This is a genomic window from Planobispora longispora (assembly GCF_016863135.1).
GTDB lineage: Bacteria > Actinomycetota > Actinomycetes > Streptosporangiales > Streptosporangiaceae > Planobispora > Planobispora longispora.
This window is the reverse complement of sequence record NZ_BOOH01000072.1, coordinates 13,712-36,603: the sequence shown is the minus strand read 5'-3', so window position 1 is coordinate 36,603 and position 22,892 is coordinate 13,712. Positions and strand designations below refer to the sequence as shown.

Genomic DNA, 22,892 nt, shown 5'->3' with positions numbered 1-22,892 from the left:
GGTCCCGTCGGTGTGATCATCGCTCCGTGGACGTCTCCGGTGCCTTCCTTCAGCGCAGGCTGCGCCGGAGCGGGGGAGCGGGAATCGCTTCCGGTCCCGTGAGCGGAGGTTCCCCGCCCTCTGAGGGGAAGCCGGTCCCTCCAGGCGGAGACCGAGGTCCTGCGGGCTCTTCTTCGCCCGTGTCGAGGCGGAAGGGCGGCGAGCAGCGGGTGCCGGCCGAGGCGCTGGCCGGGCGGGGCGAGCGCTATCCGGACGTCAAGGTGGTCGCGCAGGCCGTCAACGGTCACCCGGTGGATGTGCTCAAGGAGACCTCGGCCGGAGCGGGTCTGCTGGTGGTGGGATCTCGCGGGCGCGGCGACCTGACCGGGTTGCTGCTCGGCTCGGTCAGCCACTCGCTGCTGCACCACGCGCACCGCCCACCGCGCATCGGCCGGGTCGAACCGCCTGCTCACCGCTGAGGTGGCCGCGAGGTCTCCGGTATTCGGGTTGTTCTCGGCCGATCAGCCCTCTTACCGGAGACCTCGTTCGTTGTCGGTCTCCTACGCGCACACGAGCTTCAGAACGGCGAGGACGCCGCAGCGGGCTGTGATGCAGGGCCTAGGTGGCATCCTGCTGTTCCAGCCACTTCAGAATCGCTTGGTTCGTTTCTTCCGGCTTCTCTTGCTGGCTCCAGTGACCGCAATCCAGATTGACCACCTCCACGTTGGGCACGAGCTCCGCCAGGTTCTCGCCCCGTGAGACCAGATCCCTGTCGCCATAGATCATGAGCGCGGGCTGTCGGATGATCGGGTCCACGTCCGCCAGAAGGTGCCAGTTGCGGTCGGCGTTCCGGTACCAGTTGATGCTCGCCGTGAATCCTGTCGATTCGAAGGCCGAGACGAAGACGGCCAGCTCGCTGTCGCTCATGAGAGGCTCGCCGAGCGGTGTCCCCGCTCTGGCGAGGTTGATCATCGCCATTCCCGGCTGAGGCTCGCTCGCGGGCTCGTTCTTCCGGAACAGGTTGCGAAGGAACTGGAACGTGTTTTCTTCGAGCACCGCGTCCGCGACGCCCGGCCGCCGGTTGAAGTGGACGAAGTAGAAGTCGCCGCCCAGCGTGGCCTCCATGGATTCGATCCACGGCCGCTCTCCACGTTCGGGATAGGGCACGCTGAGCGCGACCACTTTGTTCACCCTGTCTGGGTGCAGGAGGGTCAGTCCCCACACCACGAACGCCCCCCAGTCATGACCTACGAAGGTGGCGTCTTCGTACCCATAGTGATCGAGAAGTGCGATGAGATCGCCCGCCAGATGTTCGAGGTCGTAGTCGGTGACTTCGCTGGGACGGGATGAATTGCCGTAGCCCCGTTGGTTCGGGACGATGAGGTGGTAGCCGGCTGCGGCGAGGGCGGACATCTGATGGCGCCAGGAAAAGGCGTGCTCCGGCCAGCCGTGACAGAGAACGATGGGCCTTTCCGTACTTCGCTGTCCGGCCTCGAAGACTTCGAGTTCCACACCGTTGACTGAAATAAAGGTGGGCTTGGGAAAATCGGCTGGGGTGAACATTGTGTTTCCTCTCCATCTTTTCGGCGTGCTCGGGCGACGAAGGTTCCCGGAGACGGCGTCGGCGCACCCCTGATGGGTCGAGGGGCGATACGGCCGTGGGCAGTGGGACTCGTCGGTGAGGTGATGTCGCCATCCTGCCGACCGAAACCGGTCACCCCATGACCGGTTTCATGTGAAAGTGTTGCCGGCGTGCGAACCGACCGGCTGGTGGCCGTCCTCCTCTTGCTGCAACGGCGCCAGCAGGTGACAGCGGCAGAGGTCGCCCGGGAGCTGGAGGTCTCCGAGCGCACCGCCCGCCGCGACCTCGACGCCCTGGCCATGGCCGGGGTGCCCGTGTACTCCATGCAAGGGCGGGGTGGCGGCTGGCGCCTGGTGGGCGGCGCCCGTACCGACCTGTCCGGGTTGACCGCGGGTGAGGCCCGCGCCCTGTTCCTGGTCGCCGGCCCGGCCTCGGCCGCGACGCCGGCCGTGAAAGCGGCTCTGCGCAAGCTCGTCCACGCCCTGCCGGAGCCCTTCCGGGTGCAGGCCGAAGCGGCGGCGTCGTCGCTGGTCACGGACCCGCAACGCTGGGGGTCGAGCCGGATCGAGCACCGACCGCCTCGCTTCCTCGACGAACTCCAGGACGCGGTGATCCGCGGCGTCCAGGTGCGGCTCGGCTACGTCGACCGCAAAGGCGTCGAAACTGAGAGGACCGTCCACCCGCTGGGCATCGTCGCCAAAGGCCCGGCGTGGTATCTCGTCTCCCACACCGAGACCGGCCGGCGGACCTTCCGGATCGACCGCGTGTCGTCCGCCGACCCGACCGGCGATCCCGTGCACCGGCCCGAGGACTTCGACCTCGCCGAGAGCTGGCGCGAGATCGCCGACGAGATCGACCGCAAACGAACACCTCTGGAGGTCCAGGCGGTATGCGTGCCCCACGCCGTAGGCATTCTCCGGATCGGGTTCGGCGACCGACTCGAAGTCGGAGGCACCACGACCGACGGACGCATCGACGTCGTGATCCGCGGCCACGACGACTACACCCTCGCCGGCGAACTCGCCGGGCTGGTCGAATGGCTCGAAGTGACCGGCCCCCCGGGTGTGCGAGACCGCCTGGCCTCGATCGGCAACGCGCTCGTCGAGCGATACGGCTGAGGCCGTCCCATGGTGTCGGCGTGCGGATCTCGGAGGCGTCCTCGCGGAAAGCGGCGTCCTGGACGGAGCGGAGCCTGTCTTCGATCATCCAGTGCGCCCTCAAGATCGTCGCGATGCGTTCCGGGGACGCCTGCCGGCTGATCGGATCGATGATCACGTAGAGGGGTCCCTCGGCTCTGCTCGCCGGTCTCGGTGCCGGTGCGGTGGCGCACGGCCTTGGTGACCTTCTTCACTTTGGCGCAGGGCCCGGTGCTCCGGTCCCCCTGGTCCGTAGACCATGCGGATGAGGACCGGAAGTCCATCACGGAAGGGACGTTCCGCTCTGCCGCCCGGCGATGCCGGGCCGGGATGCTGGCAGGTGAGCGGCCTTGAAGCGTCACCGATGATGACGGCTCCGGGGAACCGTCCGGCGGGTTCCGGGCGGACGGCGAGAACAGGCCAGGGCCGCGCCGGACGAGAGGAGAGCGGTCATGAGCACTCAGGTCGGGGACGTGATGGGCCGGGTGGCGATCGCGGTGCGGCTGGAGGCGACCTTCGCGGAGATCGTCGCGGTGATGCGGCGCTTCGCGGTCGGGGCGGTGGCGGTGCTGGACGCCGACCGCCGGCCGGTGGGCGTGGTGTCGCAGGACGATCTGCTGCTGAAGGAGACGGGCCGGGTACGGCACGCCTTCTTCGCGGGTGAGCGGCGGCGCCAGGAACTGCGCAAGGCGGCGGGCGTGGTCGCCGCCGAGCTGATGAGCGCTCCGGCGATCACCGTGACGCCGGGCACGCCGGTGCGGGAGGCGGCCCGGTTGATGCACGAGCGGCGGATCAAGCAGTTGCCGGTGATCGATCCGGTCACCGGCCGGATGGTCGGCACCGTGCACCAGGGCGACCTGCTGCGCGTTTTCACCCGTCCGGCGGAGGAACTGCGCACCGAAGTCGAGCAGGCGGTGCGGGAGGAGTGCGGACTCGACCCCGTGGGGTTCACGATCGACGTGCGGGACGGGGTGGTGACGGTCGGCGGCCGGGTCGGGCACGCCTCCCAGGTCACACCGCTGGTGGAGGCGGTCCGCCGGGTGGAGGGCGTCGTCGGCGTCGTGTCGGAGCTGGAGGTCACCCGCGACGGCACCGTCGTCGCTCCGATCTTCTACTGAACACCGGCAGGGGCGAAGGCCCCGCAGGATCGGGGGCGCCGCCCGGGGCCCGGGCGCCCGATCCGGGACGGAGGTCGCGCCGGTAAAGGACCTTCGGCCCCAGCGGATCACCGGCGACCTGACGAAGGTTGACGGTGAGCGCCCGAGGGAGCGGACTTCAGACCGCGACCGGCGCCGATCGAGGATGTGGACGACGCCGCGGCCGCACGCCGCCCGGCCCTTCGTCCACCCCGGCAGGACCAAGGGAGAACAGCGCATGAGCACGCAGACACGCACCAAGTCCCGGGAACTACGCGACGCCCGGGCCGCCACCGAACGCCGCCGCAAGAAGCGCGGCCGCGCGATCGTCGCAGGCGGCGGAGTGATCATCGGCTGTCTCCTGGTGGCCATCGTGATCAGTCTGATCAACGCGGCGGGGAGCGGGAACTCCCGGACCGCCGCGGCATCGCAGGGCGAGGGCGCCACCCCGGCGATCGCCACGGCCGGGGGAGCCCTCGCCGTCGGCGACGCCGCCGCCCCGGTGAAGCTGGAGGTCTACCTCGACTACATGTGCCCGTTCTGCGGGCGCTTCGAGCGGGCCAACAGCGGCGAGCTGGACCGCCTGGTCGCCGACGGCACGGTGCGCCTGGAGCTGTATCCGCTGTCGTTCCTGGACCGGATGTCCAACGGGACGGACTACTCCACGCGGGCCGCCAACGCCGTCGCCACGGTGGCCGACCACGCGCCCGGCAAGCTCCTGGCCTTCAACACCGCGCTGTTCGCCCACCAGCCCGCCGAGGGCGGCGACGGCCTGTCCGACGACGAGATCGCCGAGCTGGCCCGCGACGCCGGAGTGCCGCAGGACGTCGTGAACCTCTTCGCCGGCCGGGTCTTCCAGCCGTGGGTCGAGGCCTCGACGGCCGCGGTGTTCCAGACGGGCATCCAGGGCACGCCCACCGTGAAGATCAACGGTGAGGTGTTCACCGGTGACCTGTACACGACCGGGCCGCTGACGGCGGCCGTCACCGCCGCCGAGGGCGAGTGATGGCCGTGCTCCTGGCCCGCCTGCACGGGCTGCGGCACTCGAACGCCTGGCTGTTCGGGACCATGCTGGTGTCGGCGTGCCTGAGCCTGGCCGCCTCCTTCGTGCTCTCGGCCGACGCGCTGCGTCTGGCGGCCGACCCCGGCACCAGCCTGTCGTGCGACATCAACGCCGTCATCAGCTGCGGGACGGTCGCCACCTCCTGGCAGGCGCAGCTGTTCGGCTTCCCCAACGCCTTCCTGGGCCTGGTGGCCGAACCCGTCGTGATCACCATCGCCGTGGCGAGTCTGGGCGGGGTGCGCTTCCCGCGCTGGTTCATGTTCGCCGCCCAGGCGGTCTACACCCTCGGTGTGATCTTCGCCTACTGGCTGTTCTCCCAGTCGATGCTCGTCATCGGCGCGCTGTGCCCGTGGTGCCTGCTGGTGACCGTCTCCACGACGCTGGTGTTCACCACGCTCACCCACGTCAACATCCGCGACGGCAACCTGTTCCTGCCGCCCCGCGCGCAGGCGGCGGCCGCGCGGTTCGTCGAGGCCGACCTGGACGCCATCGCCGTCACCATCTGGCTCCTGGTCCTGATCCTGGCGGTGGTGACGAAGTACGGCTCCGCCCTGTTCGGGTAGCCGGGCCGGCAGCCGGAGTACTCGTTGTGGATCCCTGCTCCCGAGCGCGAAGTCCTGCCCGCCTGCGCGGAGCCGGGGATCGGGTTCGTGCCGTCATGGCCTGTCGCGCAGACCGTGGGATCTGACGCACGGCTCCTGAGAGGGGATCGAGGTGGCTTTACGTATTCCATCTGTGACGTTGCGTAATATTCCTTCATGTCAAAATCAGACGTCGCACTCCAGACCCTCGTAGATGTCGTGACCCACACCCAATCCGGTATCAGCATCACCGTGACGGCCAACGGCGCACCCATCACCGGGATACTCATCTCCGCAGAGGAGTTCGCCACCAACGTCGCCCAGCAGATCAGCCGGGCACACGACTTCGCCTCCGAGGACGTCAAGGGATTCAACCTCCTCTTCGAGCACCTGGGCGAGGCCGCTCGCGGGGAGTTCCTGCACCTGCGGAACGCGCACCTGGTCACGGGTGCTGAGGTTCCCGGGGAAGAGGGCGGCTGGTGGCGTATCCGGATCGCGGACGTCAGCGGATGGTCCTGCGGCCATATGTCCACGCTGAGGTAGCCGACCGGCTTGGTGGGGCGGCTTCCATCCTCGGGACCGGCCTGAGGCTCACGCGCCGGCGGCATGACGCCGGGACCAACGGCCCTATCCGGAAAGGTCGGCTTCCCCTGCCTTCAACAGGCCGCCGCCGGGCACCCTGGAATCGCTGACGGACATCGAGAGGTCACACCATGTGCAATTACTGCGGCTGCCGGGACTTCCCGCTGATCGGCAGGCTCTCCGAGGAGCACTGGCAGATCGAGGAGACCGCCGGGGCGCTGCGCCGGGCCATCAACGACGATCGGTGCGGCGAGGCCACCTCCCTCCTTGATGAGTTGCTCGCCCGGCTGCTGCCGCACACCGCCACCGAGGAGAACGGGCTGTTCGCCGAGTTGCGCGCCGAGGGGTCGCTGACCGAGGCGGTGGATCGGCTCTGCGCCGAGCATGACGAGATCCACGGGGTGTTCGGTGCGATCGACCGTACGGCTCCGGACTGGACGGCCGTGCTGGAGGCGCTCACGAAGCTGCACCGGCACATCGACAGCGAGGAGCACGGCCTGTTCCCCGCCTCGGTGATCATGCTGTCGATCGAGGCCTGGGACCGCATCACCCCGCAGCAGCCCGCGGTCGGGAGGTAGAGACGGCCGCCCTCCGGGAGACGCACGGTCTTCGCCCCCGCAGGCCGTGCGCCTCCCGGAGGGCGGCCGCCCCGGGCGTGGGGTGGCCGCCCGCGGCCACCCGGGGGCCGAAGGTCCCGCCGCCCCCGGGACCAAGGTCCCTGCCCGCGGTGACCTGCGGCGGTGACACCGCCCGACAGGCAGGACCTAGCGTTTCAGCCATGTCCGATGCGCCTCCGCTCCGCCGCCTGGCCGGCTCGCGGTTCGCGACGCCCATGACCGGCTTCCACATCCGCCGGGTCTTCGACGAACGCTGTCCCACGGCCTGACGCCGCCTCCGGGCGCAGGCTGTCCCCCCGTGTCCGGCGCCGAACGCCTCTCCGGCACAGGACCCTTCTGAGGGCCGGCACCGCCTCCTGCGATGCCGGCCCTCCTGCGGCGACCGGTCGGCGCCGATCACCTGATACCTCGTCGAGGACGTCCCCCATGCTCGAAGACCTCCGTACCGCCTGCCGTCGCGACCCCGCCCTGTACGGCGCCCGCGTGCTCGAAGCCGTGCTGTATCCGGGCCTGTGGGCGGTGTGGGCCCACCGCCTGGCCCACCGGTTGCACCGGCGTGGCGTGCCGTTCGCACCCCGCCTGATCGCCCAGCTCGCCCGCGCCCTGACCGGCGTGGAGATCCACCCCGGCGCCCGCATCGGGCGCGGGCTCTTCATCGACCACGGGGCCGGTGTCGTCATCGGCGAGACCGCCGTCGTCGGCGACGACGTCACGCTCTACCACCACGTCACCCTCGGCGGCCGGGGCTTCCACTCCGACGCCAAGGGCGCCGCCCGCCACCCGGTCCTCGGCGACCGGGTCACCGTCGGCGTCGGCGCGTCGATCCTCGGACGCGTGCACATCGGCGACGACGCCTCCATCGGCGCCCACGCCCTGGTTTTGACCGACGTGCCGGCCGGAGCCCGGGTCTCGGCCCCGCCCTCTGCCGTCACCACCGTCACCACCGCCGCCTCGAACATCCGCCCGCTCCCGCTTCCCCGCACGACCATCAGGAGATGACCGCCGTGTCCGCGATCCACCCCGGCGTCCTGTCCCTCATCGGCCGCACCCCGCTGGTCCGGCTGTCGCGCTTCGGCGCGGACCTGCCCGGCGACCTCGTCGCCAAGCTGGAGTCCGCCAACCCGGGCGGCAGCGTCAAGGACCGCATCGCCCGCGCGATGATCGAGGCGGCCGAGGATGCGGGCCGCCTCACTCCCGGGGCGCACATCGTCGAGCCCACCAGCGGTAACACCGGCATCGGCCTGGCCATGGCGGCAGCGGCCAAGGGCTACCGGCTGACGCTCACCATGCCGGAGAGCATGAGCGTCGAGCGCCGGGCCCTGCTCGCCGCCTACGGCGCCGAGCTCGTCCTCACCCCGGCCGCCGCCGGGATGAAGGGCGCGGTCGCCGCGGCCACCGGGCTGGCCGCCGAGCACGGCTGGTTCATGCCCCAGCAGTTCGCCAATCCGGCGAACCCCGACGTGCACCTGCGCACCACGGCCCAGGAGATCTGGGACGACACCGACGGCCGGGTCGACATCCTCGTCTGCGGCGTCGGCACCGGCGGCACCGTCACCGGGGCGGGCCGCTTCCTGAAGGCGAAGAAACCGGACGTGCACGTGGTCGCGGTCGAACCCGCCGAGTCCCCGGTGCTGTCCGGCGGCGAGCCGGGACCGCACGGCATCCAAGGCCTGGGCGCGGGCTTCGTACCCGAGGTGCTGGACACGGGCGTCTACGACGAGGTGCTCCGTACCGACGTGGACGGCGCCCGGGAGGTCGCCCGGCGGCTGGCCCGGACCGAGGGCATCCTCGCGGGGGTGTCCGGCGGCGCGGCCCTGCACGCCGCCGCCGTCGTCGCGGCGCGGCCGGAGAACGAGGGCCGCCTCGTCGTGGTGGTCCTGCCCGACACCGGCGAGCGTTACCTCAGCACCCCGCTGTTCACCGTGTAGGGCGTCTGCCCGCCATCTCCGGGCGGCCCCGGAGAAAGCCGGCGACATCACCGGCACCCGCGATGACCTCCGGCCCACCGGCCGGAGAACGAACAGGACAAGGAGTCCCCATGACCACGCAGACGACAGCAGGCCCGCAGGACGCCGTCCTGGCGGCGATCCACACCCACCACGGCCGGCTCGGCCGGACGGTCTCCGACCACGCCGTGACCATCGCGCGCTCCATCGACAAGCTGCAGTCCCCGTCCGCCCGCCAGGCGGTGCTGGTGGCCTTCTGCGCCGAGGAGGTGCTTCCGCACGCCGCGGCAGAGGAGGAGACGCTGTACCGGGTCGCCGACACGCTGCCCGCGACCCGGCTGCTCGTGCGGGCCATGCGCGACGAGCACATCCTGCTGCGCGAGCGGGTCGGTGAGCTGGAGCAGGCGGACACGTGGGGAGAGATCGTCGCCGCCGCGGCGGCGCTGAACGCCCTGTTCCAGGCGCATCTGAACAAGGAGAACGAGCTGCTGTTGCCCGCGCTCGCCGACGCCGGCGTCGATCTCGCCGTCCTGCTGGAGGGCATGCACGAAATTCTCGGCGAGTCGGCCGAGTCGGCCGAGCCGGCCGAGCCGCAGGGCTGCGGGTGCGGCGGCTGCGGGTGCGGTGCCCGGGACCTGGCTGCGGAGGATGCGGAAGGCGCAGGCGGCGGTTCGGGGCTCGTCGTCGGCGAGCTCGACGTGCGCCGCCTGGTCCCGGCGCAGCGGCACGCGCAGATCTTCGCCACCTTCGGGGAACTGCCCGCCGGCATGGCGTTCGTACTGGTCAACGACCATGACCCGAAGCCCCTGTACTACCAGTTCGCCGCCGAGCACCCCGGTGAGTTCACCTGGGAGTACACCGAGTCCGGTCCGCAGGTGTGGCGGGTGCGCATCGGCCGCCCCTGACCGCCGGCGGCCGAGGGCGGCCGACGCGTCGGTGGATCGGGACCGGGGCCGCCGTATCCGGGCCCATCCGGTGGAGAGCGGCAAGGAGGACAAGGCGTGTGACTCCGCATCGACGGGGCACGGCGATCAGTGATCACATGCGGAAAGACCTCGACAAGCAGGACCTTCGTCCCTGCCCAAGTCCAGATCTCTGCGGTGGAATCGGAAAGACGAAAACAGCCACCACGAAAACGGCTATGGAAGCGGCGCCCGAGGCGGCACATCACCTCTGGCGGCCATCTTCCTCACGTGGTCGGCGGCTCACCGCACGGCCCCCGCCCTTTTCCGCACCCGGCAGAGTCGGCCGACACGACGAGTCCCGCGAGGCCCCGTCCACCTGCATCCACGCCGGGCAGAGCGGGAACCGCCGCGGTGCCCCGGGCACATCCACCAGTACGACAAGGACGAACACCATGAGCACCGACATCACCCATCACACCGCTCCCGCCGGGCCTCCGCGCGGGCCGGCGCTGATGCTGACCTTGGCCACCGTGGGATTCGCGGTGAACTTCTGGGCGTGGGCGCTGCTGAGCCCGCTGGGGCCGCGGTTCAAGGAGCTGCTGAGCCTGTCGGCCTCCCAGCAGGCGCTGCTGGTGGCGGTCCCGGTGATCGTCGGCTCGCTGGGCCGCATCCCCGTCGGGGCGCTGACCGACCGTTTCGGCGGCCGGGTGATGTTCCCGCTGATCTCCGCCGCCACCATCGTCCCCGTGCTGTTCATCGGCGTGGCCGGGCAGGGCTCGCTGGCGGCGCTGCTGGCGGGCGGGTTCTTCCTGGGCATCGGCGGCACGGCCTTCGCCGTCGGCGTGCCGTTCGTCAACGCCTGGTTCCCGCCCGAGCGGCGCGGCCTGGCCATCGGCGTCTTCGGCGCGGGCATGGGCGGCACCGCGATCAGCGCCCTGACCACGGTGCCGCTGGTCAAGACCGGCGGCTCGGCCACCCCGTTCCTGCTGACAGCCGTGGTCCTGGCCGTCTACGCCGTCGTGGCGTGGTCGCTGCTGAGGGACGCGCCGGGCCGTACGGTTCCGACCCAGCCGCTGATGGCGCGCCTGGCCGCCACCGCCAAGCTGCCGATCACCTGGCAGGCGTGCGTGCTGTACGCGGTGGCCTTCGGCGGCTACGTCGCCTTCTCCGTCTACCTGCCGGCCTATCTGCAGAGCGCCTACGGGCTGGAGCAGGCCGACGCCGCCAACCGGATGGCCGGCTTCGTGCTCCTGGCGGTCGTGATGCGCCCGGTGGGGGGCTGGCTGTCGGACCGGATGGGGCCGCTGCCCGTGCTGGCGGCCGTCTTCGCCGTGGTCGCCGTCTGCGCGGCGGTGCAGGCTCTCACGCCGGGCCTGATGCCGGTGGGGACGATCGCGTTCCTGACCATGGCGGCGGCGCTGGGAGCCGGCAGCGGCGCCACCTTCGCGCTGGTCGCGCAGGTCGCACCGGCCGACAAGGTGGGCTCGGTGACCGGCCTGGTCGGCGCCGCGGGCGGCCTGGGCGGGTTCGTCCCGCCGCTGGTGATGGGCTTCATCTACGGCCGGTTCGGCTCCTACGGGCTGGGCCTGGCGCTGCTGTCGGCGGTGTCGCTCATGACGCTGGTACTGACGATGACCGTGGTGCGGGCCGCGGCCCGGCCGCGCGCGAGCGCAGCGGCGGAGCGCTCTCCGCGCTGAGTCCCGTGTCCCCGCCGGTGAGGGATCGGGTGCGCCCGCCGGTCGCCTTCCCCGGGCAGCGGCCCGGCCTGCCCGGCATCGACGGGGGCCGGGACCGACGGTGCTTTCCGCGCCGCCGCGGGCGGATGGAAGACTGACTCCGGAGGGGAAAGCCCAGCTTCACGCGGTGGGGAGAAGGAGCCGGGATGGGGGAGAAGTCGTTGCTGCCGAGCATGAGGCTGGATGACCTGCTGTCGGAGCTGCAGGGCCGGCTGGCGGCGGTGCTGGCCACCCGGGACCGGGTGCACGCCCTGCTGGAGGCCGTGGTCTCGATCGGCGGCGATCTGGATCTGGAGACCGTGCTGCGGCGGATCACCGAGGCGGCCACCACGCTGGTCGACGCCCGCTACGGAGCGCTCGGCGTGATCGGCGAGGGCGGCACGCTGGAGCGGTTCATCCCCGTGGGGATGACCGAGGAGGAGATCGCGCGAGTCGACCACTGGCCGCACGGCAAGGGCCTGCTCGGGCTGCTGATCAAGGAGCCGGGGACGCTGCGGATGGCGGATCTGGCCGAGCATCCCCGCTCCTACGGCTTTCCCGAGGGGCATCCGCCGATGCGCAGTTTCCTGGGCGTGCCGATCACGGTGCGGGATGAGGTGTTCGGCAACCTGTATCTGACCGAGAAGGCCGGCGGCGCCCCCTTCGACGAAGAGGACGAGATCGTGGTCAGCGCGCTGGCCACGGCCGCGGGCGTCGCGATCGAGAACGCCCGGCTGTACGACGAGAGCCGGCGCCGGGAGGGCTGGCTGCGGATATCCGCGGAGGTGACCGCCGGCCTGCTGTCGGGGGAGGACCCGGGTGAGGTGCTCACCGTCATGGCCCGGCGCGCCATGGAGCTCACCGGCGCCGACACGGTCACGGTGAGCTTTCCCCTGGCGGAGACCATGCGCATCGAGATCGCCGAAGGGCTCGGCGCCGAGCGCCTGCGCGGCTGTGCGGTGCCGCGGGAGGATTCTCTCGCCGCCGCCGTGGCGCACACCGGGCACTCGCAGACCGCACCGGACGTGAAAGAGCGCATGGCGTATCCGGCGCACCTGGAGCAGGTGCCCCTGGGGCCGGCGATCGCCGTGCCGCTGGGTCAGCCGGAGGCGGTCCGCGGGGTGCTCAGCCTGGCCAAGCGGGCCGGGGCGCCGCCGTTCAGCGAGATGGACCTGCGTACGGCCGAGGCACTGGGCGGGCAGGCGGCGGTCGCGCTGGAGCTGGCCGACGCGCGTCGTGACGCCGAGCGGCTGGGCCTGCTGGAAGACCGGGACCGTATCGCCAAGGACCTGCACGACGTGGTCATCCAGCGGCTGTTCGCGGTCGCCATGACCTTGATGAGCACGGTCAAGATGGTGGACGACCCCACCGCGTCGGCCCGGATGCGGCACGCGGTGGACGAGCTGGACCAGACCATCAAGGAGATCCGCTCCACGATCTTCGCGCTGCAGACGCCGCCGCAGGCCGGTCAGGTCCGCAGCCTGCGCGGCCAGGTGACGGAGCTGGTGGAGGCGTCGCGGGAGCAGCTCGGCTTCATGCCGGGCATCCGGATGGAGGGCCCCCTGGACAACACGGTGCCCGACGAGGTGGGGGAGCAGTTGCGCGCGGTGCTGCGCGAGGCGCTGTCGAATGTCGCCCGCCACGCCCGGGCGAGCCGGGTCCAGGTGCTGGTGGGGGTCAGCGAGGGCACGCTGCTGCTGGAGGTGACCGACGACGGCGTCGGCATCCCCGAGGGCGGACGGCGCAGCGGGCTGCGCAACCTCGCCGAGCGGGCCGAGCGCCTGGGCGGCGCGTTCACCGCAGAGCGGGCCGAGGGCGGCGGGAGCCGCCTGCGCTGGCGGGTGCCCCTGCGGCGGGGATGAACGCGGGAGAGGTCAGGGCGGTCAGAGGACGGAGGTCCCTCGCGGCAGGGCCTTTGGGCCGCAGCGCGCCGGGCCGCCGGGAGGGTCGAATCACAGGAGGACCCTCAAGGAGGTGCGGACATGACGGCGCATACGACGGAACACGCGGTGGGGGCGGGCGGTACGGCGCTGCCGTTCGGGAGGCCCCTGACCGGGGGTGACCTCGGCCGGGTGGCGGTGCGGCGACGTCTGACGGACCGGCTCCGGAACCGTCTGGTCAACCCGGTCGTGCGGAGGTTGGCCCGCTCGCCGCTGCACGTGCTGCTGGACGATGCGGTGGTGCTGCTGACCGTGCGGGGCCGCAGGAGCGGCAGGGAGATCACGGTGCCCGTCGGCTACGCCGAGCAGGACGGTGAGCTGCTGCTGGTCAGCCGTACGGGACGCCGGTGGTGGCGCAACCTGGTCGGCGGGGCGCCGGTCCGTGTGCTCCTGCGCGGGCGTGAGCGGTGGGGGACCGCCCGGGTCTTCACGGACATCGGGCAGGTCACTCAGGTTCTGCTGGCGATGTCGGCGATGCCCGGTCGTCCCGCCGGGGCCGCGCAGTCGGCCTGGGCCGGCGACGCCGTCGCGATCCGGATCCGCCTGGAAGAGCGGGACCGGGATCTTCGAGGGGACACCGCTCCCACGGCAGAGGGTTCCTCCGTCGGCCCGCCGTCGTGACCTTCCCCTCGTCTGCTCCTGCGTCGGCTGTTCCAGTGGGGCACGCCTGAGCCCCTCCGAACCTGAGCCCCTCCGAACGCGCGCACCGTGCAGTTGCGGTGAGGGGGTCGGCGGTCCTCCGTCCGCTGCCGGAAATCTCCCTTCCCCGGCCGCCCGAGTCCGTCGATGGGACTTTCAGCCCGAACATCGGGGACCGGCGGCCCTGCCCGCCGCACGTACTGAGACCGCATCCTTTCCTTGCGGACCTCTCGAAGAGGATCCTGCGTCGGACCGGCCGCAGGCCGGCCGTCCCATGACTTTCATCGTGAATCGGCGAGGAGAACGACCGGTGGACAACGTACGAGGGCTGACGCTGATGCTGCTGCTGGGTGGCGTCGGCGTCGGGATGCTGACGGCCGGCGCCGTGATGACGGTGCGCGGCATGCGGGGCAAGGAGGAGATCCGCGACGAGCTCATCCGTCAGAAGATCACCTTCCCGGAGAAGGGCCTGCCCGCCGAGCACGGCCGCTACGCCGGACGCCGGGTGGAGAACGGCACCCATGCCCGCGTCTTCTCCGAGATGATCGGAGGCAACGTGCGCAAGGCCACCGGCGGGCGCAGCTACTCGGAGATCAGCGCCGACCTGCACGCCGCCGGCGGCAAGGACGAGAAACTCGCGGAACTGCGCCAGACCGCGTTCATGGGTGAGACGCTGCGTGCCTCGCTGATGAGCGCCTACCAGGCCTGGCAGGTCACCTCCCTGGCGATCGGCCTGGGCGCGGTGCTGATGGGCAGCGGCGCCGCGCTCGTCGCGGCGGGCACCGTCCTGTCCGCGGCGCAGTAACGATCCACCGCAGGGCGGCATCCGTTTCACGGTGGATCGCGTGCCGGCATCGCCGACGGCTCGGCGCCCTTCGCCGCAGCAGACATCGGCAGGTGACCGGGGGCCTCCGCCTTCGGGACTTTGGTCACTACGCCGCCCGTGCACCGGCCCGGTTGACTCTTTCTCGCGCCCGCATCCGGCCGGAGCGGCCGGTGCCGCGTCGGCCGACCCGCCGCCGAGCAGGAGGTTTCCCCGTGACGATCGCCGAACCGTCCGCCGAGTCGCCCACCGGCGCCGCGTTCCCGGACAGGCTTCCCCGGATCATCCAGGGCGGCATGGGGGTGGGCGTGTCCGGATGGCGCCTGGCCCGGGCCGTGGCCCGCACCGGCCAGCTCGGCGTGGTCTCGGGCGTCGCCCTGGACGTCATGCTCGCCCGCCGCCTGCAGCAGGGCGATCCCGGCGGCGAGCTGCGCCGCGCGCTGGCCGCCCTGCCCCTGCCCGGCGTCGCCGACCGCGTCCTGGCCCGCTACCACGTCGAAGGCGGCATCGCCCCCGGCACGCCGTACCGGCCCGTGCCCCGCCTCGGCCTGCGCCCGAACCGCGACCGCACCGAACTCACCGTCGCAGCCAACTTCGCCGAGGTGTTCCTCGCCCGCGAAGGACACGACGGCCCCGTCGGCGTCAACTACCTGGAGAAGATCCAGATGGCGACGCCCGCCGCGACCTACGGCGCGCTGCTGGCCGGAGCCGACTACGTGCTCATGGGCGCGGGCATCCCCTCGGAGATCCCCCGGCTGCTCGACGCGCTCGCCGCCCATCGCCCGGCCGAGGTGTCGGTCACCGTCGCCGAGGCCGCCTCATCCGACCGGTACGCCACCGGCCTCGACCCGGCCTCCCTGCTGGCGGGGACCCGGCTGCCCGCACTGAAACGGCCCCGGCTGCTGGCCATCGTCTCCTCCGACGTCCTGGCCGCCTACCTGGCGCGCCGGCCCGAGACCCGGCCCGACGGCTTCGTCCTGGAAGGCCCCGCCGCCGGCGGCCACAGCGCGCCTCCACGCGGCCGGATGCGCCTGGGGGAGAGCGGTGAACCCGTGTACGGGCCCCGGGACCGTCCCGACACCGCCAAGATCGCCGCGCTCGGTCTGCCGTTCTGGCTGGCCGGCGGCTACGCCGGTCCCCGCGGCCTGGCCCGGGCGCTGCTGTGCGGCGCCACCGGCGTCCAGGTCGGAACCGCCTTCGCACTGTGCCGCGAATCCGGCCTGGACGACACCCTCAGGCGCACCCTGCTGCGCCGCGCCGCCGACGGCGTCCTGACCGTGCGCAACGACCCGCACGCCTCACCGGCCGGGTTCCCCTTCAAAGTCGCCGACGTCCCCGGCACTCTGTCCGACGCCGCCGTCTACGCCGATCGCCCGCGTCTGTGCGACCTGGGGCACCTGCGCACGCCGTACCTCAAACCAGACGGCGCGCTCGGTTACCGCTGCCCGGCCGAACCCGTCGGCACGCATCTGCGCAAGGGCCGCACCCCGGCCGACACCGAGGGGCGCCGCTGCCTGTGCAACGGCCTGGTCAGCGCCGTCGGCCTGGGCCAGCACCGGCCCGACGGCCGCACCGAGCCGCCGCTGCTCACCCTCGGCACCGACCTCGACTTCCTCACCGACCTGCCTGACGACCACACCGCCGCCGACGTCGTCGAGCACCTGCTCGGCACCGGCCGCGGCGAAGGGACCGCACCGTGAACCCACCGGCGAACCCAGCGGCCCCCTCCGGACGGGAGACCGCCGTCCCTGGTATGACGGACGCGGCAGACGCGCCGGACGCGGGGGAACGGCGCCCGCGCCCGGTCCGGCACGTCCACCGCGACGTCGCCACCGCCCCGTTCATCGTCATCTGGGAGGCCACCCGCGCCTGCCCGCTGGCCTGCCTGCACTGCAGGGCCGAGGCCCGGCCCGACCGCGACCCCGGCGAACTGACCACCGCCGAGGCCGTCGGCCTGATGCGGCAGATCACCTCCTTCGGCCGCTCCGCCCCGCTGTTCGTCATCACCGGGGGCGACCCCTTCGAGCGGCCCGACCTGTACGACCTGGTCCGCCGTGCCCGCGAGCTCGGCCTGTCCCCGTCGGTCTCCCCGTCGGCCACCCCCGCCCTCACCGCCGACAGCCTCACCCGCCTGCGTCAGGCCGGCACGAACGTCATCTCCCTGAGCCTGGACGGAGCCACCGCCGCCCGTCACGACGACTTCCGCGGCTTCGGCGGCGTGTTCGGCCGGACCCTCGACGCCTGGCAGCGGGCCCGCGAGGCCGGCCTCAAAGTGCAGATCAACACCACCGTCACCCGCACCAACCTGATGGACCTGCCCGACATCGCCCGGCTGATCCGCGACCGCGGAGCGCTGTTGTGGAGCCTGTTCCTGCTCGTCCCCACCGGCCGGGGCCGCAACCTGACCTCGCTGACCGCCGCCGAGACCGAGGACGTGCTGAACTTCGCCTACGACATCGGAGCCGCCGTCCCGGTCAAGGCCACCGAGGCCCACCACTTCCGTCGCGTCGCCATCCAACGGCACATCCTGCACGAGCGCGGCGCCGACCACGTCGCCGCGCTCGGCCTGGGGCCGCTCTACCGGAGCCTGCGGCGGCGCGCCGTACGCTCCGGCCTGGTCCGCGCCACCCGCACCCGCCGCCCGCCGATCGACGTCGGCGCCGGCCGCGGCCTGGTGTTCGTCTCCCACACCGGAGAGGTCTCCCCTTCGGGGTTCCTGCCGCTGCCCGCCGGCAACGTCCGGGAGCGGCCACTGACCGAGATCTACCGGGCCTCCCCGGTGTTCACCGCGCTGCGCGACCCCGACCGGCTGACCGGCCGGTGCGGAGCCTGCGAGTTCCGCACCGTGTGCGGCGGCTCCCGCTCCCGGGCCTACGCCACCGGCGGTGACGTCTTCGCCGAGGAGCCCTGGTGCTCGTATACGCCCGGGACCTTCCCCTACCAGGACGAGCTGGCGGGTCACCTCGGCACGGCCGCCGGAGCGTGAGAGGCCGGGACGCGACGCCGGCCCCGGACGTCCCGCTCCGCGGCCGGCGTGGCGGCACGGCCCGGGGAGCCGTGCGCGGCTTCAGCCGCCGGCAGCGTCGGCGATGCGGCGGCCGGAGACCTGCTCGGCCGCGATGACGATGAAATGCTCCCGGCTGCCCGGCGCCCACGGCGTCAGCGGCAGCCCCGCCAACCGCTCGGTCTCCACCGGGTCGTCCACCGCCCGCGCGTGTCCCACCACGGTCACCGACCAGCCGGTCCGGCCCTGCGGGTCGAATTCGTCGGCTTCGAAGGCCACGATGGCGCGGCGGGTCGCGGCGGCCAGCTTGGAGCCGGCCGTGGTGCGGATGACGATATCCATGCCGTCCAGCACGAAGTTGACCGGCTGCACCGCCGGCAGGGCGCGGTCGGTGAAGACGATCCGCCCGATCGGCGTCGTCGCCAGCAGGGCCATGCACTCCCCGTGGGAGAGCACCTGCAGACCGGCAGAGTCAAGTTTCATACCTTCCAGGATCGCTGATCGTCCACATGCGCGGGCAGGGACTAAAGTCCTCTCCTGCCTGCGCCGATGTCCCTTCCGCGCGGTCCGGCCCGCGCGGGGGCGACGAAGGACTTTGGTCCCCGGGACAGCGGTCTTTGAGCCTGATCCGCTCAGCAGCGGTGCGGACTAGCGTGAAGGACGACGCCTTCGCCCACGCGCCTCCCACGTGGCGCGCCCTCGTGATGACCAGCGGAGAGAACCCAGTCGTGGCCACAGAACCGATGACGGCACCGTCCTGCGGGCGCCGCCCGCCCCCGCAGGACGTCCCGGCCTTCGAGCCCTCGGCTCCCGAGCCCCCGGCCGCTGCGCGCCCGACGCCCGGATCCGGCGTCCGCGCCCGCCCGGCCCTCGCACGGCTTCCTCTGCTGGCCGGTGCCGCCGTCGCCCTGCTGGCCGGCCTGTACGGGGGGCTGGCGCTATTGGTCGCCGAGATCCCCGCGCCGGTGGCGTTCACCGAGCAGCACGGGCCGCTGATGGCCCTGGGCTTCCTGGGCACGCTGATCAGTTTGGAGCGGGCGGTCGCGCTGCGGAGCCGGTGGGGGTATGCCGCTCCGGCGCTGTCGGCGCTGGGCGCCGTGGCGCTGGCGGCCGGGGCCGAGCAGGTGGGCCGGCTGATGCTGACGGCCGGCGGCGGCTGGCTGGTCGGGGTGTATGCGGCGTTGCTGGGCCGGCGGGTGAGCCGCGAGACGCTCGTGCAGTCGGGCGGGGCGCTGGCCTGGTACGCGGGCGGGCTGTTGTGGCTGGGCGGACGGCCGGTGCCGGACCTGGTGGTGTGGTTCGCCGCCTTCCACGTGCTGACCATCGCCGGGGAGCGGCTGGAACTGGCGCATGTGGCGTTCCTGCGGCGCGGGGCCTCGGACGGGCTGCTGGCGGCCTGCGCGGTGCTGGGCGCCGGGGCACTGGCCTCGGTGTGGCAGCCGGGCGCGGGGACGCGGATCGCCGGTGCGGCGATGACGGCGGTGGCGGCCTGGCTGGCCTGGCACGATGTCGCCCGCCGCACGGTGCGCGGGCGCGGCCTGCCCCGGTATGCGGCCGTGTGCCTGCTGGCCGGGTACGGCTGGCTGGCGGCGGCCGGGGTGCTGTGGGCGGCGGGCGGGCCGGCGGCCGGGTCGTACCTGTACGACGCGGCGCTGCACGCGCTGTTCCTCGGGTTCGTGATGTCCATGGTGTTCGGGCACGCGCCGGTGATCCTGCCGGCGGTGCTGCGGGTGCGCCTGCCGTACCGGCCGGTGCTGTACCTGCCGCTGACGGTGCTGCACGCCGCGGTGGCGGTCCGCGTCGCAGGGGACCTGGCCGGTGCCGGTGGGATGCGCACGGCGGGCGGGGTGCTCGCGGAGGTCGCTCTGTTCATGTTCGCCGGGTGCGCGGTCGCGGTGGCGCGCTCGCGCACCGGGTCGTCGATAGGGAGGTGGCCGGGGTGACCTCGGTCGGGATACGCATCGAGAAGGGGCCCCCGACGGCGGCCCCGCCGCGCCGCGCGTCGTGGCATCTGCGGGCCAACGCGATCGTGGTGGGCTGGCTGGCCCTGACGGTGGTCGTGGCGCTGGCCGGTGAGGCGCTGCCCGCGCCGCGCTGGCTGCTGATCCACGTGTTCCTGCTGGGGGCGGTCAGCACCGCGATCCTGATCTGGAGCGAGCATTTCACCGTCGCGCTGCTGCGGGCCCGCACGCCGGAGCCGCGATGGAGCCTGACCCGGCTGGCGGTGCTGAACGCCGGGACGGTGGCGGTGCTGGCCGGGGTGGCCGTCGGCCCGTGGCCGGTGGCGGCGGTCGGCGCGGGCGCGGTCGTGGGGGTCGTGCTGTGGCACGCGGCGGTGCTGGTGATGCTGGTACGGCGGGCGCTGCCCGGCCGGTTCGGCCACGTCATCGGCTGGTACGTGGCCGCGGCCGGGGCGCTGGCGGCCGGCGGGACGCTGGGCGGGCTGCTGGCCGCGCATGTCGGCCACGGCGCGGCGCACGAGCGGCTGCACGCCGCGCACGCCGAGGTGAACCTGCTGGGCTGGGTGGGCCTGACCGTGCTCGGCACGCTGTTCACGCTGTGGCCGACGGTGCTGCGCACCCGGATGCCGGAGGGCACCCGTAAGGCGTCGCGGGCCGGGTTGCGGCTGGCGGCGCCGGGCCTGGCGGTGGCCGTGGCGGGCCTGCTGGCGGACCTGAGATGGGTGGCGGCGGCCGGGCTGGCGGCGTACGCGGCCGGAGCACTGGCCGCGGCGGCGCCGCTGGCCGAGGCGGTGCGGGCGCGCCGCCCGCACACCGGGGCGGCCTGGACGCTGGGGGCGGCGATCGTCTGGTTCGAGGTGGCGCTGGCCGTCGACCTGGTGGTCGTGGCCACCCGCCCGCCGGGCGAGGTGGCCGCCGCACTGGAGCCGCTGATCCCGCTGGTGCTGGTGGGATTCGTCGCGCAGGTGCTGCTGGGGTCGCTGCTGCACCTGCTGCCCGCGGTGCTGGGCGGCGGACCGGCCCGGTTCAAGGAGAACGCGGCGCTGCTGGAGCGCGGCTGGGCCGTCCGGCTGGCGGCGCTGAACGCCGGGGTGGTGCTGCTGGCGCTGCGGGTCCCCGCGCCGCTGCTCCTGCTGGGGTGGGCACTGGTGGCGGCCTCGGTGGCGGCGTTCGTGATCCTGGCGGTGGCCGCGCTGGTCCGCTCGCGTGCACTCGCCGTCCCACGGGACGGGGCGGCGGAGCCCGGGGACGGCGGGCCGGGCCGTACGGCGGGCCGGCCCGCGCTGGCCGGGGTGGCCGCCGGGTGCGTGCTGACGGCCGCCGCGGTCGTCGTGGCGGCCACGGGCGGGTCCGGGCCGGCGACGACGGTGACGGCCACGGGCTCCCGGACGGTAGAGGTGACGCTGTCGGGGATGAGCATCCGCCCGGCGGTGATCGAGGCCCCGGCGGGCACGGTGCTGACGCTGCGGGTGACCAACGCCGACGCCCAGCGGCACGACCTGCGCCTGGCCACGGGTGAGCGCACGCCGATGCTGGCCGCCGGGCAGAGCGCGACGCTGACGCTGGCGCCGCTGGGGGAGACGGTCGAGGGCTGGTGCACCGTGGCCGGGCACCGCGCCGCGGGCATGACGATGCGCATCGTCCCGGCCGGAGCCCTCGCCCGGTCCACGGACGGGCCGATGGACGCGGCGGCCCCTGGAACCGGGCACACCGGGCACAGTGCGGAGGACGGGGACGCGCGGGCGGCATCCCCGGATCCGGCGGCCGCCGCCCCCGTCCGCCTCGACCTGGCGGCGCCCTTCTCGCCGGGGTGGAAGCCGTACGACGCGACCCTGGAGCCCGCGCCCGGCGGCGCCGAGCACGCGGTGGAGATCCGGGTGGACGACAGCGTCGTGCGGGAGGTCGCGCCCGGGGTGCGGCAGCGGGTGTGGACGTTCGACGGGACCGTGCCCGGGCCGGTGCTGCGCGGAAAGATCGGGGACGTGTTCACGGTGACGTTCGTCAACGGAGGCACGATGAGCCACGGCATCGACTTCCACGCCGGGGCCAACGCCCCCGACGGGGTGATGCGAACCATCGCGCCGGGCGAGCGGCTGACCTACCGCTTCCGCGCCGAGCACGCCGGGGCGTGGCTGTACCACTGCTCGACCATGCCGATGACCCAGCACATCGCAGGCGGCATGTACGGGGCGGTGGTGATCGATCCGCCGGATCTGGCGAGGGCGGACCGGGAGTTCCTGCTGGTCCAGGGCGAACTGCACCTGGGCGAGCCGGGCGGTGACGCGCAGGTCGCCAAGATCCGCGAAGGCCGCCCCGACGGGTGGATGTTCAACGGGACCGCCGCCGGGTACGATCACGCACCGCTGAAGGCGAGAGCGGGGGAGCGGGTGCGGATCTGGGCGGTGGCCGCCGGGCCGAGCTCGGGCACCGCGCTGCACGTGGTCGGCGCGCCGTTCGACACGGTCTACAAGGAGGGCGCCTACCTGCTGCGCGCCGGTGATCCGGGCGGCGCGCAGGTGCTGGACCTGGCCCCGGCCCAAGGCGGTTTCGCCGAACTGGTCTTCCCCGAGCCGGGCACCTATCCGGTGGTGGACCACACGATGCGTCAGGCCGAGGGCGGGGCGCACGGCCTGTTCGAGGTGAGCGCGCCGTGACAGGCCGGGCGGCGGTGGAGGGAGAAGCGCCGTGACCTGGTGGGCGGTGGTGCGCTTCGCGCATGTGCTGTCGGCGGCGTTGTGGGTCGGCGGGCAGCTGACGGTGTCGCTGGTGGTGCTGCCGCTGGCGCGGCGGCTGCTGGACGAGCAGCGGCGCGCGCAGGTGATGCGCGCGGTCGGGCGCCGGTTCGGCGTCTTCACCGGGGCGGTCTTCCTGCCGGTGCAACTGGGCACCGGCGTGGCGCTGGCCTGGCGCAAGGGGGTGACCTGGGAGTCGCTGGGCGATCCGGGCTACGGGCGGATCCTGGCGGCGAAGCTGGCGTTGTTCTGCGCGGTCATGGTCGCGGCGGGCCTGCACGGGTGGGCGACCGGCGCCGGACGGCCCGCCCTGGCACGGGCCATGGCGGTGACCGCGCTGGTGGGATCGGTCGGCGTGGTGCTGCTGGCGACCGCGCTGCCCGCCACCTGATCCTCCGGCCCCGAGTCGCTGGAGTCCGAGGGTGCCGATTCCGGCCACCGGCTCCGGCCGGTGGCCGATCTTTTGGGGCCTTTGAACCAGTTACGAGGGACTAAAGACCCTAAGTGCGGGATATGGCCATGGCCAGGATGAAGTTAACCGCATCAGGCAG

The 22,892-nt window shown here is 72.9% G+C and carries 21 protein-coding genes; 19 read left to right on the top strand and 2 right to left on the bottom strand.

Annotation, left to right across the window (positions count from 1 at the left end):
- Nucleotides 1-179 precede the first annotated feature (179 nt).
- The gene (locus Plo01_RS40755) at nucleotides 180-458 is read left to right on the top strand and encodes a universal stress protein (RefSeq protein ID WP_275415460.1); all 279 of its coding nucleotides are present in this window, start codon (nucleotides 180-182) and stop codon (nucleotides 456-458) included.
- A gap of 139 nt (nucleotides 459-597) precedes the next feature.
- Here Plo01_RS40755 and Plo01_RS38135 read toward each other — a convergent pair whose 3' ends face one another.
- Complete coding sequence (locus Plo01_RS38135) at nucleotides 598-1,542, bottom strand: alpha/beta fold hydrolase (RefSeq protein ID WP_203895668.1); 945 nt, start codon at nucleotides 1,540-1,542, stop codon at nucleotides 598-600.
- A gap of 189 nt (nucleotides 1,543-1,731) precedes the next feature.
- On the opposite strand from Plo01_RS38135, the gene Plo01_RS38130 reads away from it, so the two are divergent.
- The 15 genes from Plo01_RS38130 to Plo01_RS38060 all read left to right on the top strand — a co-directional run bounded on the left by Plo01_RS38130 (nucleotide 1,732) and on the right by Plo01_RS38060 (nucleotide 17,630).
- Entirely contained in the window at nucleotides 1,732-2,679 is a 948-nt protein-coding gene (locus tag Plo01_RS38130) for a helix-turn-helix transcriptional regulator (protein ID WP_203895667.1), read from the top strand.
- Between the two features lie 470 nt (nucleotides 2,680-3,149).
- Nucleotides 3,150-3,815: a CBS domain-containing protein gene (locus Plo01_RS38125; RefSeq protein WP_203895666.1), complete on the top strand. Its 666-nt coding sequence runs from the start codon at nucleotides 3,150-3,152 to the stop codon at nucleotides 3,813-3,815.
- A gap of 256 nt (nucleotides 3,816-4,071) precedes the next feature.
- The gene (locus Plo01_RS38120; protein ID WP_203895665.1) at nucleotides 4,072-4,839 is read left to right on the top strand and encodes a DsbA family protein; all 768 of its coding nucleotides are present in this window, start codon (nucleotides 4,072-4,074) and stop codon (nucleotides 4,837-4,839) included.
- The gene (locus Plo01_RS38115) at nucleotides 4,839-5,459 is read left to right on the top strand and encodes a vitamin K epoxide reductase family protein (protein WP_203895664.1); all 621 of its coding nucleotides are present in this window, start codon (nucleotides 4,839-4,841) and stop codon (nucleotides 5,457-5,459) included. Before Plo01_RS38120 ends, Plo01_RS38115 begins: the two co-directional genes overlap by 1 nt.
- A gap of 195 nt (nucleotides 5,460-5,654) precedes the next feature.
- Nucleotides 5,655-6,020, top strand: coding sequence for a GvpU-like protein (locus Plo01_RS38110; protein WP_203895663.1), 366 nt, complete (start codon nucleotides 5,655-5,657; stop codon nucleotides 6,018-6,020).
- A gap of 170 nt (nucleotides 6,021-6,190) precedes the next feature.
- Complete coding sequence (locus tag Plo01_RS38105; protein WP_203895662.1) at nucleotides 6,191-6,637, top strand: hemerythrin domain-containing protein; 447 nt, start codon at nucleotides 6,191-6,193, stop codon at nucleotides 6,635-6,637.
- Between the two features lie 465 nt (nucleotides 6,638-7,102).
- Nucleotides 7,103-7,675, top strand: a complete 573-nt coding sequence (epsC, locus tag Plo01_RS38100) for a serine O-acetyltransferase EpsC (RefSeq protein ID WP_203895661.1) — start codon at nucleotides 7,103-7,105, stop codon at nucleotides 7,673-7,675.
- Nucleotides 7,672-8,604: a cysteine synthase A gene (cysK, locus tag Plo01_RS38095; protein WP_203895660.1), complete on the top strand. Its 933-nt coding sequence runs from the start codon at nucleotides 7,672-7,674 to the stop codon at nucleotides 8,602-8,604. Before epsC ends, cysK begins: the two co-directional genes overlap by 4 nt.
- A 110-nt stretch (nucleotides 8,605-8,714) precedes the next feature.
- Entirely contained in the window at nucleotides 8,715-9,527 is an 813-nt protein-coding gene (locus Plo01_RS38090; RefSeq protein WP_203895659.1) for a DUF2249 domain-containing protein, read from the top strand.
- Nucleotides 9,528-9,979: 452 nt separating this feature from the next.
- The gene (locus tag Plo01_RS38085; protein ID WP_275415459.1) at nucleotides 9,980-11,224 is read left to right on the top strand and encodes an MFS transporter; all 1,245 of its coding nucleotides are present in this window, start codon (nucleotides 9,980-9,982) and stop codon (nucleotides 11,222-11,224) included.
- Nucleotides 11,225-11,409: 185 nt separating this feature from the next.
- Nucleotides 11,410-13,104: a sensor histidine kinase gene (locus tag Plo01_RS38080; RefSeq protein WP_203895658.1), complete on the top strand. Its 1,695-nt coding sequence runs from the start codon at nucleotides 11,410-11,412 to the stop codon at nucleotides 13,102-13,104.
- 120 nt (nucleotides 13,105-13,224) lie between these two features.
- The gene (locus Plo01_RS38075) at nucleotides 13,225-13,803 is read left to right on the top strand and encodes a nitroreductase/quinone reductase family protein (RefSeq protein ID WP_203895657.1); all 579 of its coding nucleotides are present in this window, start codon (nucleotides 13,225-13,227) and stop codon (nucleotides 13,801-13,803) included.
- A 328-nt stretch (nucleotides 13,804-14,131) separates the two neighbouring features.
- Nucleotides 14,132-14,626: a hypothetical protein gene (locus Plo01_RS38070; protein WP_203895656.1), complete on the top strand. Its 495-nt coding sequence runs from the start codon at nucleotides 14,132-14,134 to the stop codon at nucleotides 14,624-14,626.
- A gap of 233 nt (nucleotides 14,627-14,859) precedes the next feature.
- The gene (locus Plo01_RS38065; RefSeq protein ID WP_239317871.1) at nucleotides 14,860-16,344 is read left to right on the top strand and encodes a nitronate monooxygenase; all 1,485 of its coding nucleotides are present in this window, start codon (nucleotides 14,860-14,862) and stop codon (nucleotides 16,342-16,344) included.
- 53 nt (nucleotides 16,345-16,397) lie between these two features.
- Entirely contained in the window at nucleotides 16,398-17,630 is a 1,233-nt protein-coding gene (locus Plo01_RS38060; protein WP_203895655.1) for a TIGR04053 family radical SAM/SPASM domain-containing protein, read from the top strand.
- 81 nt (nucleotides 17,631-17,711) lie between these two features.
- Here the strand turns inward: Plo01_RS38060 and Plo01_RS38055 are convergent, their stop codons facing one another.
- Nucleotides 17,712-18,131, bottom strand: coding sequence for a pyridoxamine 5'-phosphate oxidase family protein (locus Plo01_RS38055; RefSeq protein ID WP_203895654.1), 420 nt, complete (start codon nucleotides 18,129-18,131; stop codon nucleotides 17,712-17,714).
- Nucleotides 18,132-18,289: 158 nt separating this feature from the next.
- Between Plo01_RS38055 and Plo01_RS38050 the strand changes: the two genes are divergently transcribed.
- Genes Plo01_RS38050 through Plo01_RS38040 form a run of 3 tightly spaced genes read left to right on the top strand, consistent with a single transcriptional unit; the run spans nucleotide 18,290 to nucleotide 22,732 of the window.
- Nucleotides 18,290-19,591: a DUF8744 domain-containing protein gene (locus Plo01_RS38050; protein ID WP_203895653.1), complete on the top strand. Its 1,302-nt coding sequence runs from the start codon at nucleotides 18,290-18,292 to the stop codon at nucleotides 19,589-19,591.
- Entirely contained in the window at nucleotides 19,531-22,263 is a 2,733-nt protein-coding gene (locus Plo01_RS38045) for a multicopper oxidase domain-containing protein (RefSeq protein WP_239317869.1), read from the top strand. The genes Plo01_RS38050 and Plo01_RS38045 overlap by 61 nt, the downstream gene beginning before the upstream one ends.
- A 31-nt stretch (nucleotides 22,264-22,294) precedes the next feature.
- Nucleotides 22,295-22,732 carry a hypothetical protein gene (locus tag Plo01_RS38040; RefSeq protein WP_203895652.1) on the top strand — a complete coding sequence of 146 codons (438 nt, stop codon included), beginning with the start codon at nucleotides 22,295-22,297 and terminating at the stop codon, nucleotides 22,730-22,732.
- Nucleotides 22,733-22,892 lie beyond the last annotated feature (160 nt).

Excerpts from the sequence above, each read along its gene's own strand:
- Plo01_RS38135 (WP_203895668.1), bottom strand. The coding sequence starts at position 1,542 with ATGTTCACCCCAGCCGATTTTCCCAAGCCCACCTTTATTTCAGTCAAC.
- Plo01_RS38125 (WP_203895666.1), top strand. The coding sequence starts at position 3,150 with ATGAGCACTCAGGTCGGGGACGTGATGGGCCGGGTGGCGATCGCGGTG.
- Plo01_RS38120 (WP_203895665.1), top strand. The coding sequence starts at position 4,072 with ATGAGCACGCAGACACGCACCAAGTCCCGGGAACTACGCGACGCCCGG.
- Plo01_RS38115 (WP_203895664.1), top strand. The coding sequence starts at position 4,839 with ATGGCCGTGCTCCTGGCCCGCCTGCACGGGCTGCGGCACTCGAACGCC.
- Plo01_RS38110 (WP_203895663.1), top strand. The coding sequence starts at position 5,655 with ATGTCAAAATCAGACGTCGCACTCCAGACCCTCGTAGATGTCGTGACC.
- Plo01_RS38105 (WP_203895662.1), top strand. The coding sequence starts at position 6,191 with ATGTGCAATTACTGCGGCTGCCGGGACTTCCCGCTGATCGGCAGGCTC.
- epsC (WP_203895661.1), top strand. The coding sequence starts at position 7,103 with ATGCTCGAAGACCTCCGTACCGCCTGCCGTCGCGACCCCGCCCTGTAC.
- cysK (WP_203895660.1), top strand. The coding sequence starts at position 7,672 with ATGACCGCCGTGTCCGCGATCCACCCCGGCGTCCTGTCCCTCATCGGC.
- Plo01_RS38090 (WP_203895659.1), top strand. The coding sequence starts at position 8,715 with ATGACCACGCAGACGACAGCAGGCCCGCAGGACGCCGTCCTGGCGGCG.
- Plo01_RS38085 (WP_275415459.1), top strand. The coding sequence starts at position 9,980 with ATGAGCACCGACATCACCCATCACACCGCTCCCGCCGGGCCTCCGCGC.
- Plo01_RS38080 (WP_203895658.1), top strand. The coding sequence starts at position 11,410 with ATGGGGGAGAAGTCGTTGCTGCCGAGCATGAGGCTGGATGACCTGCTG.
- Plo01_RS38075 (WP_203895657.1), top strand. The coding sequence starts at position 13,225 with ATGACGGCGCATACGACGGAACACGCGGTGGGGGCGGGCGGTACGGCG.
- Plo01_RS38060 (WP_203895655.1), top strand. The coding sequence starts at position 16,398 with ATGACGGACGCGGCAGACGCGCCGGACGCGGGGGAACGGCGCCCGCGC.
- Plo01_RS38055 (WP_203895654.1), bottom strand. The coding sequence starts at position 18,131 with ATGAAACTTGACTCTGCCGGTCTGCAGGTGCTCTCCCACGGGGAGTGC.